The 15,020-nt window shown below is 42.6% G+C and carries 6 protein-coding genes; all 6 read left to right on the top strand.

The window, feature by feature from the left end; translation table 11 throughout:
• Positions 1–272 precede the first annotated feature (272 nt).
• A complete protein-coding gene (locus VB077_RS00185) occupies positions 273–2,981 on the top strand; it encodes an EAL domain-containing protein (protein WP_323413184.1) in 2,709 nt (902 codons plus the stop codon).
• 14 nt (positions 2,982–2,995) lie between these two features.
• Positions 2,996–4,891 (top strand): 1,4-alpha-glucan branching protein GlgB, encoded by a 1,896-nt coding sequence (gene glgB, locus VB077_RS00180; protein ID WP_323413183.1) that lies wholly within the window; start codon positions 2,996–2,998, stop codon positions 4,889–4,891.
• Positions 4,892–5,024: 133 nt separating this feature from the next.
• Complete coding sequence (gene glgA / locus VB077_RS00175) at positions 5,025–6,428, top strand: glycogen synthase GlgA (RefSeq protein ID WP_323413182.1); 1,404 nt, start codon at positions 5,025–5,027, stop codon at positions 6,426–6,428.
• A 62-nt stretch (positions 6,429–6,490) separates the two neighbouring features.
• Complete coding sequence (locus VB077_RS00170) at positions 6,491–9,949, top strand: bifunctional glycogen debranching protein GlgX/4-alpha-glucanotransferase (protein ID WP_323413181.1); 3,459 nt, start codon at positions 6,491–6,493, stop codon at positions 9,947–9,949.
• Positions 9,950–10,042: 93 nt separating this feature from the next.
• Positions 10,043–10,900, top strand: a complete 858-nt coding sequence (locus VB077_RS00165; protein ID WP_323413180.1) for a bacteriohemerythrin — start codon at positions 10,043–10,045, stop codon at positions 10,898–10,900.
• Positions 10,901–11,112: 212 nt separating this feature from the next.
• A complete protein-coding gene (locus tag VB077_RS00160) occupies positions 11,113–14,916 on the top strand; it encodes a phosphoribosylformylglycinamidine synthase (RefSeq protein ID WP_323413179.1) in 3,804 nt (1,267 codons plus the stop codon).
• Positions 14,917–15,020 lie beyond the last annotated feature (104 nt).

Raw genomic sequence — 15,020 nt, 5'->3', positions numbered from 1 at the left:
CTAATGGTTTTTGTCCTCGACCTTTTAACGAATAAATCAGGGAATAATGAGTCATCGATAAGTCAATTACAGAATTGGGTGAGTGAATTACCCAGTTATATCAAGGCTTTATTCGCACAACCAGGGTGCGAAAGTTGAGTATATAATAAATAGAAGAGGAAAAATGGCTCATAAATAGAATATATTGCAATGTCTCTTTTGCTGTCTCTTTTGCTCGAAAATCAAATTATTTCGAAGAACTCTATTATTATTTAGTTAAAGGAGATTCATATATGAGGAAAAAAATATATGGGTCCAAAAGAATAAGAAATCACAAAACGAAAGAATGTAAAAAACATCTTCATTATCTTAATCAACTTTATAATTTTTTAGCGCAGACCAATCAAGCAATTATTGAATCCCTTGATGAGGAGAGTTTATGGGACAGAATTTGCCGTATTGCAGTTGAAACAGGCGGCATCAAAATGAGCTGGATTGGACGTCCGGGAGAAGACGATCGCTTCATAGTTCTGTCAAGCTATGGAAGTGGCACCGAATACTTAAAGGATATCTATATTTCTGCCAGCAGTATTGTTCCCGAAGGGAAGGGCCCGACCGGAATGGCTTATCGAGAAAATCGTCTGATTCTATGCCAGGACTTTCTTGAAGACAATCATACCCGACCTTGGCAAAAACGCGCCTTTCCTTATCGCTGGAGAGCAAGTGCTGCAATACCGCTTAGACGTGGGGGACAGCCTTATGCTGTTTTAACCGTTTATCATCATGAACCGAATATTTTTGATCAGCGGATGATTAACCTATTGGAAGAGATTACATCGAATATCAGCTTTGCCTTAGATCAGTTTGCTGTGAATTATAAGCATAGAAAAGCCAAGGAGCGGCTTTTCCTTTTTGGTAAAGTCGGTGAACAGATTAGTGAAGGGGTTATTATCACCGACGTTGGCGCGAATATTATCTATGTTAACGAAGGGTTTACCCAATTAACCGGTTATCAGGAAAAAGAGGTAATAGGGCGTAATCCCAACCTGCTTTCTTCAGGTCGCCAAGATGAGGAATTTTACAAGCAGATGTGGCAAGCCATTCAAGATAGAGGTCATTGGCGGGGGGAGCTCTGGAATAGACGCAAAGATGGCATCGAGTATGCCGAGTGCCTTTCCATTAATAAAATTGTAGATATTAACGGTACAACTACTAATTATATTGGTATCTTGCGGAATATTAATGAACGTATTGAGGCGGAAAAAAAGTTATTTGAAGTTCAGCAGCGATTGATCGATATTATTGATTTTCTTCCCGAGGCGACTTTTGTTATTGATCATGAGCGAAAGGTCATTGCATGGAATAAAGCAATTGAGATGATGACAGGTGTGAAGGCAGAAGATATGCTCGGCAAAGGAGACTATGAATATTCTCTGCCGCTATATCATCAAAGGCGTCCTGTTTTAATTGATCTAGCCCTTGATTTCAAAGAAGAAGAATCCAAGCCTTATCAATTCCTTCATTTCACGCAAGGTGATGTTTTAGTGGGTGAATCTACGACTCATGTTTTACCAGGCGGGAAAACCCATTTTAAGTCAAAAGCTTCGGTAATACGTGATTCTCAAGGTGTACCCATTGCGGCAATTGAAACGATTCGAGATATTACCCAGCATAAAGAAGCGAAAGCAAAGATTCAACATTTAGCCTATTATGATGCATTGACTGATTTACCCAACCGTACCTTGCTGACCGAGAGAGTTAATGAAGCGATTGCAAAGGCGGAAATTAGTAAAGAGCCACTTGTGCTGATGTTTCTTGATCTTGACCACTTCAAAAATATTAATGATACGCTGGGCCATCGAATCGGCGATCTTTTGTTGCAGGAACTCTCCAAACGCTTAAAATCCCTTTTCGCTGATCAAGAGATTGTTTATCGTCTTAGCGGAGATGAATTTATCCTATTATTGCCGAATACAGATATGTTGGAGGGCGCTAGCTTAGCCAAAAAGTTACTATTTGTTCATTCCCAACCTTTTTATATTGAAGGTCATGAATTAACCATAACTCCATCGATTGGCATTGCTTTATATCCTCAAGACGGTTCAGACTTTGAAACTCTCTACAAATGTGCGGATATTGCCATGTTTTTTACAAAACAAGAAGGACGTAATTCTTATCGCTTTTACAGTCCGGAAATGCAGCTTCATTCCATTCGCCAGCTGCAAATGGAAAATGCGCTGCGTAAGGCTTTAGAGCGTGACGAATTGTGCTTATTTTATCAACCTCAGATATCCTTAACAACCGGTGAAGTTGTTGGAATGGAAGCGTTAATTCGTTGGCAGCACCCCGAGTTCGGATTGGTGTCTCCACTGGAGTTTATCCCTTTGGCAGAAGAAACCGGTCTAATCTTACCCATCGGCGAGTGGGTACTGCGCGAAGCCATTAATCAAGCGAAGAGCTGGCAGAAACAAGGATTTTCCCCGATCACCGTTGCTGTAAATTTATCGGCAGTTCAGCTTCGCCAAGAGGATCTACCGACAACCGTTTTGCAATATCTTAAAGAGGCAGATCTGCCTCCTCAATATTTAGAACTGGAATTGACGGAAAGTGCGGCGATGAGCAATCCCCAAAAAGCAATTGCTATGCTGGATGCGTTCCATGCTTTGGGAATCTCGATAGCTATTGACGATTTTGGGACAGGATATTCTTCGCTCGAATACCTGACACGTTTTAAGATCAATAAACTCAAAATTGATCAATCCTTTGTCCAAAAGATTGGGACAAATTCTAATGCCGAAGTGATTATTGATATGATTATCGGAATGACTCAGAATCTGAATCTTAGAACAATCGCTGAAGGAGTGGAAACTGAAGAGCACCTTAATTTTCTTCGGGAAAGAGGATGTAGAGAACTTCAAGGGTATTATTACAGTAAACCTAAACCGGCAGAAGACATTCTAAGGTGGCTTAAAGTGAACAATGCGAACGGATTAAAGCAATGAGAGGAATCGTCATTATGGAAAAGATAGATTTTTTATCACATAATGAAATTTACCTTTTCAATTCAGGTGAGTTGTTTTATAGTTTTTTGAAATTTGGCGCTCACCTTCTTAAATATAAGGGAATTCTGGGCACTCATTTTGCAGTATGGGTTCCATCTGTTTATCAAGTTAATCTGGTTGGTGATTTTAATAATTGGGGCTCACAGCCAAGTCCTATGCATGAATCAGGGACAACAGGAGTGTGGACGCTTTTTGTACCGGACAACCTTTTAGGTCAGCGGTATAAATATGAAATACATACAAAAGAGGGAGATATCCTTTATAAAGCTGATCCGTACGCTTTCTATGCGGAAGTTCGCCCTCAGACAGCCTCAATTGTCTATTCCTTAGAACAGTATACCTGGAATGATAAGGCTTGGCTTGAAAAACGATCTCAGGGCTCCCCGCTCGATCGCTCCTTAGTGATTTACGAGGTGCATCTTGGTTCATGGCACCAACATCCTTCCGGTGAATTTTTTACTTGGCGGGATTTTGCCGAAAAACTTCTTCCTTACGTCAAAGAGTTAGGCTACACGCATATAGAACTCTTACCCGTAATGGAGCATCCTTTTGATGGTTCCTGGGGATATCAGGTGACTGGCTATTATGCCTGTACCAGTCGCTTTGGCAGTCCGCAGGATTTTATGTTTTTTGTAGATCGATGTCATCAGGCGGGAATTGGGGTCATTCTTGATTGGGTACCCGGTCATTTTTGTAAAGATGCGCATGGGTTAGGACGTTTTAATGGGGAAGCCGTCTTTGAAAAAGATGAACATTTGGAATGGGGAACCTATAATTTTAACTTTGGTAAGAATGAAGTCGTAAGCTTTTTAATTTCAAATGCAATTTTTTGGCTATCCGTTTTCCATATCGATGGGCTTCGCGTTGACGGCGTCAGCAGTATGCTCTACTTGGATTACGGTAAAAAACCGGGTACTTGGGAACCCAATATATACGGAGGCCGGGAAAATCTTGAAGCGGTTGCCTTTATGCAAAAACTAAATCAAGTGGTCTTTCATGAAGTTCCCGGCATTTTGATGATTGCCGAAGAAGCGACAGACTGGCCGCTGGTGACCTATCCTATAGAGGTTCAGGGTCTGGGATATAACTTCAAATGGAACATGGGGTGGATGAATGATACGCTTCGCTTTATGAAGCTTGATTTTAAACAGCGCCCCAACCACCATCAACTGCTGACTTTTTCCTTAACCTATGCCTTCTCTGAAAATTATATTTTGCCTCTTTCCCATGACGAGGTTGTTCATGGGAAACAATCATTGCTCAGTAAAATGCCAGGGGATTATGATCAGAAATTTGCGGGCTTAAGAATCTTATATGGCTATTTTTATTGTCATCCCGGGAAGAAACTCCTTTTTATGGGTGGAGAATTTGGACAATTTATTGAATGGCGTGATACAGAAGAACTGGATTGGCTGCTCCTCGATTATGAACTGCATCGTAAGATGCAGGACTATGTCCGTTGTCTTAACCAATTTTACCAAAACGAAAAAGCCTTGTGGGAAGTTGACTCAAATTGGGAAGGCTTTGAGTGGATCGATGTCCATAATAATAAGCAGAGTGTACTCGTTTTCTGCCGAAAAGCCAAAGATCCTCACGATTTTTTAGTTATCGTGCTTAATTTTCTGCCTCAAGCTTATCCCCAGTTTAGGATTGGGGTTCCCCAAGAGGGCCAATATCAGGAAGTTTTCAATTCCGACCTTCAGTCATATGGAGGCAATACGTTGATGAATAATGGGATACATCAGGCGGAAACAACTGCCTGGCATGGTCGGAAGTATTCTCTGAATATAACATTACCGCCCCTAACGTGTATTATTTTAAAGCCTCTGATTGATAGTCATATTGCGTAGATCAATTGAAGAAATCGTCTATTCTTTTTTGGATAAGTCCTTAGAAGTGGAAGCGGAGAATATATTAAAGGGATGGCAAAACCATCCCTTAACGATGGTTAAAAACGCTTGCCCTAAGGAGGAAGAAATATCGATGACGATTGTATTTGCTGTTGCGGAAGCGACCCCCTTTATTAAAACCGGCGGTTTAGGTGATGTGGCGGGATCATTGCCTATTGCTTTACATAGATTAGGGGTTGATGTTCGTGTGATAATGCCCAAATACAGCCTTATCTCTGAAAACTTTCGCAAAACCTTCAAGCCAATTGCACAGTTCCGGGTTCCTGTCGCTTGGCGTAATCAATACTGTGGTTTGGAAGAGATGGTTTATCAAGGTGTACCCTTTTATTTCCTGGATAATGAATATTATTTTAAGCGCAGCAGCAGCTACGATGAATATGATAAGGCAGAACAATTTGCATTTTTTTCGAGGGCTGTGCTTGAAAGTCTTCAACATCTTCCTAACAGCCGTACTACTGTTTTGCATTGTCACGATTGGCATACGGCCTTAATTCCGTTGATGCTCAAGGAATTTTATCGTGGTAATTCCTGCTATCGGATCAAAACCGTATTTACGATTCATAATCTCAAGTACCAAGGAATTTTTGGCAAAGAGGTTCTGGAAGATATCATAGGGTTGGACGAAAATTATTTCACTTCGGAGGCGCTTGAATTTAATCAGGCCATCAATTTTATGAAAGCCGGCCTCATCTATGCAGACCGACTAACAACCGTTAGTCCAACCTATGCCCGTGAAATACAAACACCATATTATGGCGAACACTTGGAAGGTGTATTGCAAAAACGTTCAGATCGTTTGCTTGGAATTGTCAATGGATTGGATTACACGATTTTTCCATTTTCCTCCTCGCCGCAGGCTAAACAAAAAAATAAAAATTATTTGCAGCAACTTTTAAAATTACCGGTTAACGATCATACCCCATTGCTGGCTATTGTGTCACGTTTAGTCGACCAAAAGGGGTTAGACCTTCTGGCACGCGTTCTTGAAGAAATTCTGGCTCTCGATGTCCAATTCGTGGCCCTGGGTACCGGAGATACGCAGTATGAGGACATGCTGCGCTGCTTTGCTCAAAAATATCCGCGTAAGGTTGCTGCCTGTATAAAATTTGATGATAATCTTGCTCACCGGATCTACGCAGGCGCAGACATTTTCTTGATGCCTTCACGCTTTGAGCCTTGTGGGATATCGCAAATGATGGCTATGCGCTATGGGACAATTCCGATCGTTCGCAATACGGGAGGCTTAAGCGACACGGTTATCTCCTATGAGGAGGACCGGGAGAGAGGAAACGGCTTTCATTTCGATAACTATAATGCACATGATTTTCTATATACCATTCAAAGGGCTGTAAAACTGTTTTATGAAGATCAAGCAACTTGGAACCGAATTAAAGAAAATGCGCTGCAATCAGATTTCAGTTGGGATCGCTCGGCTCGGGCTTATCTGAAACTTTATGAAGATTTATTAATCGAATAATCCATCTGGAAGGTTATTCGAAAAGTGAGCCGCTTCAAAAGTGTTTGATATGGAGAGTGGATATGGAAGTTAAAGTACGGCATCATTCTCATGAACGCATTTTTCGGGAACCGTTTGGAGCGGTTGTATGCGGACAAAATGTAGTGCTCAGGCTGCAAATTTCAGACGATATGATGATCGACCAATGCTATATTCGCTTATGGGAAACAGTTTCGAAACATGAAAAGCTTATCGCAATGTATCGGCTTGAAAATGCCGAAAGTCAAAAAGAAGTTTGGTTTGAAGGGGAATTTTCAGCACCGCCTGTTCCGGGTCTGGTTTGGTATTATTTCATTCTGAAGTTGGGGGAAGATCAGTATTATTACGGTAACAATGAAGAAGGTTTGGGCGGATTAGGCCAAATGACCGAGGGGGAACCCCTTTCCTATCAAATCACAGTCTATCAGCCCATGCAGATTCCGGAGTGGTACCGGCGGGGAATTATCTACCAAATTTTCGTCGACCGTTTTGCGAAAGGAAAATCGGCCAAGTCGGAAACGTATACAAAAAAGAGGGCGCTCCTGCATTTAGATTGGGAAGATACGCCTTTTTATACGAAAGATGAGCGGGGCAGAGTCACACATTGGGATTTTTTCGGGGGAGATCTGGACGGGATTATTAAAAGACTGCCCTATCTTCAAGAATTGGGAATCAGCATTCTCTATCTTAACCCTATTTTCGAGGCGACAAGCAATCATAAATACGATACCGGGGATTACCTAAAAATAGATTCGATGTATGGCGATGACGAAACATTCGAACGGCTTGTGCAAACGGCCAACCAGTATGGCATTTCCATTCTGCTTGATGGTGTCTTCAGTCATACGGGAAGTGACAGCCGCTATTTTAACAAGGAAAGCCATTACCCCGGATTAGGATCCTATCAGTCACCGGATTCACCGTATTACTCATGGTATCGGTTTAAGCCCGGCAGTTCGGAATATGAATGCTGGTGGAATACCGAAGATCTTCCGGAAGTAGATGAGATGAATGAGTCGTACCGCCAATTCATCTTTGGTACTGAAGAAAGCGTCCTTAAAAAATGGATGACAATGGGGATTGCCGGCTGGCGCCTTGATGTGGCAGATGAGCTGCCTGACGCTTTTATCCGGGATTTTAGAAAAGCGATGAAAGCAATCAATCCCAGCGCCGTTTTGATTGGTGAAGTGTGGGAGAATGCCTCCAATAAAATGAGTTATGGTGAACTTCGGCAGTATTTTTGGGGGCAAGAACTCGACGCAACCATGAATTATCCGATACGAGAGTGCTTGCTTCACTTTTTGCGCGGGGATTTGGGGGCATCTCAGGTCCATCGCCATGTCATGAGCCTTTATGAAACTTATCCTCGAGAGAACTTTTATGCTTTAATGAATCTGCTGGGAAGTCATGACAGAGCCCGAATCTTAACCCTCCTCGGAGATGCCCCTCCGGAAGCGAATTTAACCGATAAACAACGGCGAACCTTCCGCCTTTCTGCTGAAGCTCGGCAGTTGGCGGTTCAAAAGCTTAAACTATTCAGTTTGCTCCAAATGACGTTCCCCGGTGTGCCCAGCATTTACTATGGTGATGAAGCCGGAATGGAAGGATATAGTGATCCCTATAACCGAGGTACTTTTCCGTGGGGTAAGGAAGATCAAGAACTCGTAAATTGGTTTAAACGAATGGTCCGCTGGCGCCGGGAATATGAAGTGCTGCAAACAGGGGAGTTTCAGTCCTTACATTTCGGTGAGGATGTCTATGGCTTTGTGCGGACAAATCCGCAAGAGTCAATCTGGGTACTGGTTAATCGAAATTGTACTACAGCACAAAAAATTGAGCTGGATTTGAATTCGGAAACAATTCCATGGGTGATTGATCTCCTAACAAGTGAGGTTTTAACCCCCCTGGACAAAGATGATTGGATCATACCGATAAATCCTTTGTCAGCTAGGGCCTTCTTTATAAAGAAAGATGATAAGACCAACTTTGCAACTCAACTGACAAGAGCCTCGGGAGTCCTATTGCATATAAGCTCTCTGCCGTCGCCTTGGGGAATAGGTGATTTAGGAGATTCGGCCTTCCACTTTATTGACGTTCTGGCATCAGCCCACCAGTCCTTGTGGCAGGTTTTGCCCTTAAATCCAGTCGGCCTAGGAGATTCTCCTTACCAAAGTGATTCACTTTTCGCGGGGAATCCGTTCCTGATCAGCTTTGATCCTTTAATCAAGGAAGGCCTTCTCCCAAGGGATACCATTCAGGAAGCCATTCTCGAAAATGCGGCTCAAATCGAAAAAGAAAATTTTAATGCATATAAGAAAACCAAAGAAGGATTGCTGCGGAAAGCTTTCCTCGCTTTTCGCTTACAATTGACGAACCCTTTTGGCCAATCCACCCGATCTGCATATTTGACCTTGGATAACTACGAAAAGTTCATAAGCGAAAATTCCGAATGGCTTGCAGATTACTGCCTGTTTAGCGCATTAAAGGAACTTTTTAATGGAATCCCCTGGTATGATTGGGAAAGCGAAATTTCCACGCGCGTTCCTAAGAAGCTTGAAGAGTATACACTAAAGCTAACTGAGGAAATAGATTATTATCGTTTCGTTCAGTATACGTTTTATATACAGTGGCAGGAATTAAAAGCTTACGCAGCCTCTAAAAAGGTTAAAATAATCGGCGATATGCCTCTTTATGTGGCAGCAGACAGCTGCGAGGTCTGGGTAAACCGCGAATTATTCAAACTTGACGCTCAAGGCAAGCCTAGTGCTGTTGCCGGGGTTCCGCCTGACTATTTCAGTTTAACAGGACAGCGTTGGGATAACCCTGTTTATGATTGGCAAGTGCATGAAGCGACACATTATCACTGGTGGAAGAGAAGAATTAAACAGACCTTAAAGTTGTTTGATTATACTCGAATAGATCATTTCCGTGGATTTGAGGCCTATTGGCAGATCGATGCAGAAGAGGAGACGGCGATCAACGGGCATTGGCAGAAAGGTCCGGGTAAGCGTTTTTTTGAAAGCTTAATTGAGGAATTTGGGCCACTGCCTTTACTGGCAGAAGATTTAGGAATGATCACGCCCGAAGTAGAAACCCTTCGCCGGATTTTTGGGTTTCCCGGAATGAAAGTTTTCCAGTTTACACCGGTTAGTGAACTCAAGGACAGGGGGGATTCGCAGTTAATCTATTACTCTGGTACACATGATAACGATACCTTACTGGGGTGGTATAAAACGACCTTGGCAAATGTCTCGAGCACACTTGAAGAATGTCGGCAGGCTTGTCGTGATATAATTGAAGAATTATACAAGAGTACGGCTTCTTGGGTAATTCTGCCCCTCCAAGATATATTGGGGCTTGATTCAGAAGCGCGGATGAATGTTCCGGGAACCGTCGGCAACAATTGGCAATGGCAGGTTTCACAGGAATGTTTGTCTGCAAATATGACGGAGTACCTGCGAAACTTAACCGACCTAACACAACGAAGTATATCTGATAACTAACCGTCACAAAGATTAATGAAACGGCAGGAATTCTTTACCGGTTGTAGAATGATAAAATAAATTAGAATAGTTTAAAAGTGGAGGATAAACAGGATGTGGAAAGAAAGCTATCGTGTTGGTATAGAAACAGTTGATGAACAACATCGAGAACTATTTCAACGAGTATCCGACTTTTTGCAGGCAATCAAAGAAAATAGACCCTGGGAGCAGAAAATTGATCGCGTAAAGGAAACGATGTCCTTTATGCAAAGTTATGTCGTAGAACACTTTGCCAACGAGGAAGTCTACCAAAGAAAAATTAATTACCCCGCGGCAGACGAACATCATAAACACCACGAAGATTTTAAAGCTGATGTCTTTAAATATGCCCATAAAATGGAGGATGAAGATTACCCCGAAGAACTGAGCCAAGAATTTGCGGGTAAGCTTATGGCCTGGTTGATTTACCATGTTGCCAGGGAAGATCAAAAGATGGGGGAATTTGTTCGGAAGAACATTGAAGTGATAAACCCTTTTGTTCAAGCCACACAAGATGTTTTCAAACAGATGTTAAATCTGGAGGCTAAAAAGAAAGAAATCGTTGAGATCAATGATCTTTACGAGGGCAAAGAAGTCAATGCTTTGATTGGTGTTGTTGGTGACCTTACAGGTTCAGTCATGTTTAGTTATTCAAAACCAACCGCTCTGACAATCGTTAAATCGATGTCGGGAATGGAATTTGAGAAAATAGATGTGTTCGTAACTTCGGCCCTTGGAGAAGTAGGAAATATTATCAGCGGTAATGCGGTTAGTTACCTGGCTAGTGCAAACTATCGCTGTGATATTACTTCACCCCAGGTTATATTAGGCAAAAATCAATCCATTTCCCTTGCCTGTAAAGAAGCTTATGTTGTTACGATCGGTACGGAAATCGGAGATTTCTCCCTAAATATTGCCCTAAATAAAAGGTAGTTGTGATTTATATTACTTTACTAAGGCTGCTGCATCCGGACTGAAGTTCCGGAACAGCAGCCTTAGTTCTATTTTTCTTTTATAATTCTGATTAAAAACATCAAATTGCAGGCTAGCGGTATAAAGTTTATCGTGGTATTATGATAAAAACAGAACGTTTTGGGGAAAATAACGCCGAAAGTTCGGAAAAAGTGTGTGAAGTGGAGGAAAATATGGAAGCGCAAGCTGTCAGAAGAATTTTTGTTGAAAAAAAACCGGGATTTAATATTGAAGCTCAAGGTCTATTGAGTGATTTAACTGAGAATTTAGGAGTTAAAGGGCTAACAGGGCTAAGAATCATTAACCGTTATGATATTTCCGGGTTAACTGATGAAGAATATGTTGCTTCCCGAAATATTATTTTTGCCGAACCTCCGCTTGATTGGGTTTATGATGACGAGCTCGAGATTTCGCCCAATGATTGGGTATTCGCTATGGAATATCTTCCGGGGCAATATGACCAACGGGCGGATTCGGCTGCCCAATGTGTTCAGATTTTGACCCAGCATGAACGACCGAACATCGCCTCAGCAAAAGTGATAGTGCTTACCGGACAAATCACTGAGGAAGACTTGACGAATATTAAAAACTATTGTATCAACCCGGTTGAATCTCGGGAAGCGTCTTTAGAGAAACCGACAAGTTTAGAATTTGAAGCAGATATTCCGCCTGATGTGGAAATACTGGAGGATTTTATCGATAGAACATCGGCTGAATTAAAAGCATTCTTTGATGACGCAGGTCTGGCTATGAGCTTTGAGGATTTCGCGTTTTGTCAGAGTTATTTTCGAGATACGGAAAAAAGAAACCCAACGATTACTGAGATTCGTGTAATCGATACCTATTGGTCGGATCACTGCCGTCATACCACATTTTTTACAAAGTTAGAAAATGTGACAATTGACGAAGGAAATTATTTTGTTCCCATTAATACTGCTTATGAAGAATATCTTAGAACCCGGGCTGAAGTTTATGGCGAAAAACTTCCCCATAAAGATGTCTGCCTTATGGATTTGGCGATCTTGGGAGCTAAAGAACTTAAAAAGAAGGGGCTTTTACAAGACTTAGACGAATCGGATGAAATCAATGCTTGTAGCATTGTCGTAAACGTTGACATCGATGGACAGGAAGAAGAATGGCTCGTTATGTTCAAAAACGAGACCCATAATCATCCCACTGAGATCGAACCTTTTGGGGGAGCAGCAACATGTTTAGGTGGAGCTATCCGTGATCCCTTATCAGGCCGTACCTATGTCTACCAGGCGATGCGCGTAACGGGCAGCGCCGATCCGCGAACCAAAGTTGAGGATACTCTTCCCGGCAAATTGCCGCAACGCAAGATTACCACAGGTGCCGCAGCAGGCTATAGCTCTTATGGCAATCAAATCGGTCTGGCGACGGGGCAAGTTACAGAAATATATGATGAGGACTTTGTTGCAAAACGGATGGAAATCGGGGCTGTAATTGCAGCTGCTCCTCGGGCTAATATCATTCGGAAAACGCCTGAACCCGGAGATGTCGTCGTGCTTGTCGGCGGAAGGACAGGACGGGATGGCTGCGGCGGGGCTACAGGCTCTTCCAAGGAACATACCGAAGAATCGCTTGTAGCCTGCGGGGCAGAGGTTCAAAAAGGAAATCCGCCGACAGAACGAAAAATTCAACGCTTATTCCGTAATAGCAAGGTGAGCACTATGATTAAGCGTTGTAATGATTTTGGAGCAGGCGGGGTTTCGGTGGCGATTGGTGAATTAACCGATGGCTTGGTGATCAACCTCGATGCCATTCCGAAAAAGTATGAGGGCCTTGATGGAACCGAACTTGCGATTTCCGAATCCCAGGAACGGATGGCGGTTGTTATTGCTGCCGAAAACTTTAACGCCTTTGTTAAGTATGCCCAAGAAGAAAATCTGGAAGCTTCACTCGTTGCTCAGGTTAAAGCTGAACCTCGTTTAATAATGAAATGGCGTGACCAGCCGATTGTTGATATCAGCCGCGAGTTTTTAAACACAAATGGAGTTAAACAGCATGCCGACGTTAAAGTGAATCTTCCTGATGCCAAGAAGAATTACTTTAAGCGCTTACCTGAAGTACTTGAACAGAATTTAACCCTTAACGATAAAGCTGCCGCCTTAACTAATGCCTGGATGGCGAACCTACAAGACTTAAACGTCTGCAACCAAAAAGGCTTAGTCGAACGTTTTGACTCGACGATTGGTGCAAATACCGTATTGATGCCTTTTGGCGGTAGATATCAAGCGACTCCGGCCGAGGGAATGGTCGCTAAGATTCCGGTTGAGTCTGGAGAGACGCATACGGCGACCGTGATGGCTTACGGCTATAATCCACAGTTAGCGAAATGGAGTCCCTTCCACGGAGCTCTCTATGCCGTTGTTGATGCGGTAACTAAGATTGCTGCACTAGGCGGAGATTATCGGAAGGTGCGCCTGACACTCCAAGAATATTTCGAAAAGCTGGGTCATGACCCCGAAAAATGGGGTAAGCCGTTCAGTGCTTTGCTGGGGGCTTATTATGCTCAGAAGGAACTCGAAATCCCGGCAATCGGCGGCAAGGACAGCATGTCCGGAACCTTTATGAATCTTCATGTGCCACCGACCCTAGTTGCCTTTGCTGTAAATGTTATGAAGTATGAGGATGTCGTTTCGCAGGAATTCAAAAAGGCGGGAAGTCAGGTCGTCCTTGTTCCGGCTATCCGTGATAGTAACGAGCTTCCTGATTTTAAAGCGCTGCGTCAAAACTATTCAAAAATTCATGAATTAATCCGGTCCGGAAAGGTTTTAGCTTCCTATAGCGTGCGGATGGGCGGACTGGCTGCAGCTATAAGTAAAATGACCTTTGGCAATCGAATTGGACTTAACTTTAGTAAACCGGTTGAGATTGAAAAAATGTTTTCTTGTGACTATGGCTCAATCGTTCTGGAAATCGGGGAAACAGTCAATTTAGAGGAGGCCTTCGGTAACGTTTACTATCGATTGCTTGGTTATACTCAGAAGAATCCAATGATTATCCTGAATGGTGTTGAAATCCCGGTTGACACAGCTTTCGAAGCATGGGAGAAACCTCTGGAAAAGATCTTCCCTACGAAGACGGAAAAAGTAGCGAAGCCGCAAACGATTCGTTATAGCCGTCGTAACACTCATAAGCCGTCCATAAAAATTGCAAAACCGAGAATCTTTATACCCGTATTCCCGGGGACAAACTGTGAATATGATTCGGCCAAGGCCTTTGTAAAAGCCGGCGGTGTGGTTGATACACTCGTCATTCGAAACCTTACGGCCGGTGATGTCGAACAATCCATTTTACAAATGGTGAAAAAGATTGAGCAATCCCAAATTGTCATGCTCCCGGGTGGTTTTAGTGCCGGGGATGAACCCGATGGTTCCGGGAAATTTATCGCAACAATGTTTAGAAACCCTCTGATTAAAGAAGCAGTTATGAAACTCTTGTATCAGAGAGATGGCTTGATGCTTGGCATATGCAATGGGTTCCAAGCCTTAATTAAGCTGGGATTGGTTCCTTATGGTGAAATCGTTGATCTAACTGAAGATTCCCCAACGCTGACGTATAACAAAATCGGGCGTCACGTTTCCGGTATGGTTCAAACCAAAGTAACCTCGATCTTGTCTCCTTGGTTCAGCGGCGTTGAACTGGGTGATATTCACTCGATTGCAGTTTCGCATGGAGAAGGACGATTTGTAGCTAAGCCCGAAGTAATCCAAAAACTGATTGCCAACGGACAGGTTGCAACTCAATATGTGGATATTGAAGGAAATCCGAGCAATGATGTCCTTTATACGCCAAATGGTTCCTATGAAGCGATTGAAGGAATTACCAGTCCGGATGGCCGGGTTCTTGGTAAGATGGGGCATTCCGAAAGAACAGGAGAAGGTGTCGCCATCAATATTTCCGGCAATAAATATCAACCTCTTTTTGAGGGTGGCGTAAACTACTTTATATAAACCATGTGTCCTATTGAGTTATTAATTTAAATTTATTTTTTTTATTATTAATTTCATTAATTTCTAAAAATTATATTTAAAAATATATCAATTTCAACTAGAAT

The sequence above is a fragment of the Desulfitobacterium sp. genome, assembly GCF_034927245.1.
In the GTDB taxonomy this organism is placed as follows: domain Bacteria; phylum Bacillota; class Desulfitobacteriia; order Desulfitobacteriales; family Desulfitobacteriaceae; genus Desulfitobacterium_A.
Note: the sequence above shows the minus strand (reverse complement) of the source record. Positions and strands in the feature narration are given on the sequence as shown.

What these genes read in the sequence shown, in the direction of transcription:
- VB077_RS00160 (WP_323413179.1), top strand. Translation starts at nt 11,113, where the DNA reads ATGGAAGCGCAAGCTGTCAGAAGAATTTTTGTTGAAAAAAAACCGGGA.
- VB077_RS00170 (WP_323413181.1), top strand. Translation starts at nt 6,491, where the DNA reads ATGGAAGTTAAAGTACGGCATCATTCTCATGAACGCATTTTTCGGGAA.
- glgB (WP_323413183.1), top strand. Translation starts at nt 2,996, where the DNA reads ATGGAAAAGATAGATTTTTTATCACATAATGAAATTTACCTTTTCAAT.
- glgA (WP_323413182.1), top strand. Translation starts at nt 5,025, where the DNA reads ATGACGATTGTATTTGCTGTTGCGGAAGCGACCCCCTTTATTAAAACC.
- VB077_RS00165 (WP_323413180.1), top strand. Translation starts at nt 10,043, where the DNA reads ATGTGGAAAGAAAGCTATCGTGTTGGTATAGAAACAGTTGATGAACAA.
- VB077_RS00185 (WP_323413184.1), top strand. Translation starts at nt 273, where the DNA reads ATGAGGAAAAAAATATATGGGTCCAAAAGAATAAGAAATCACAAAACG.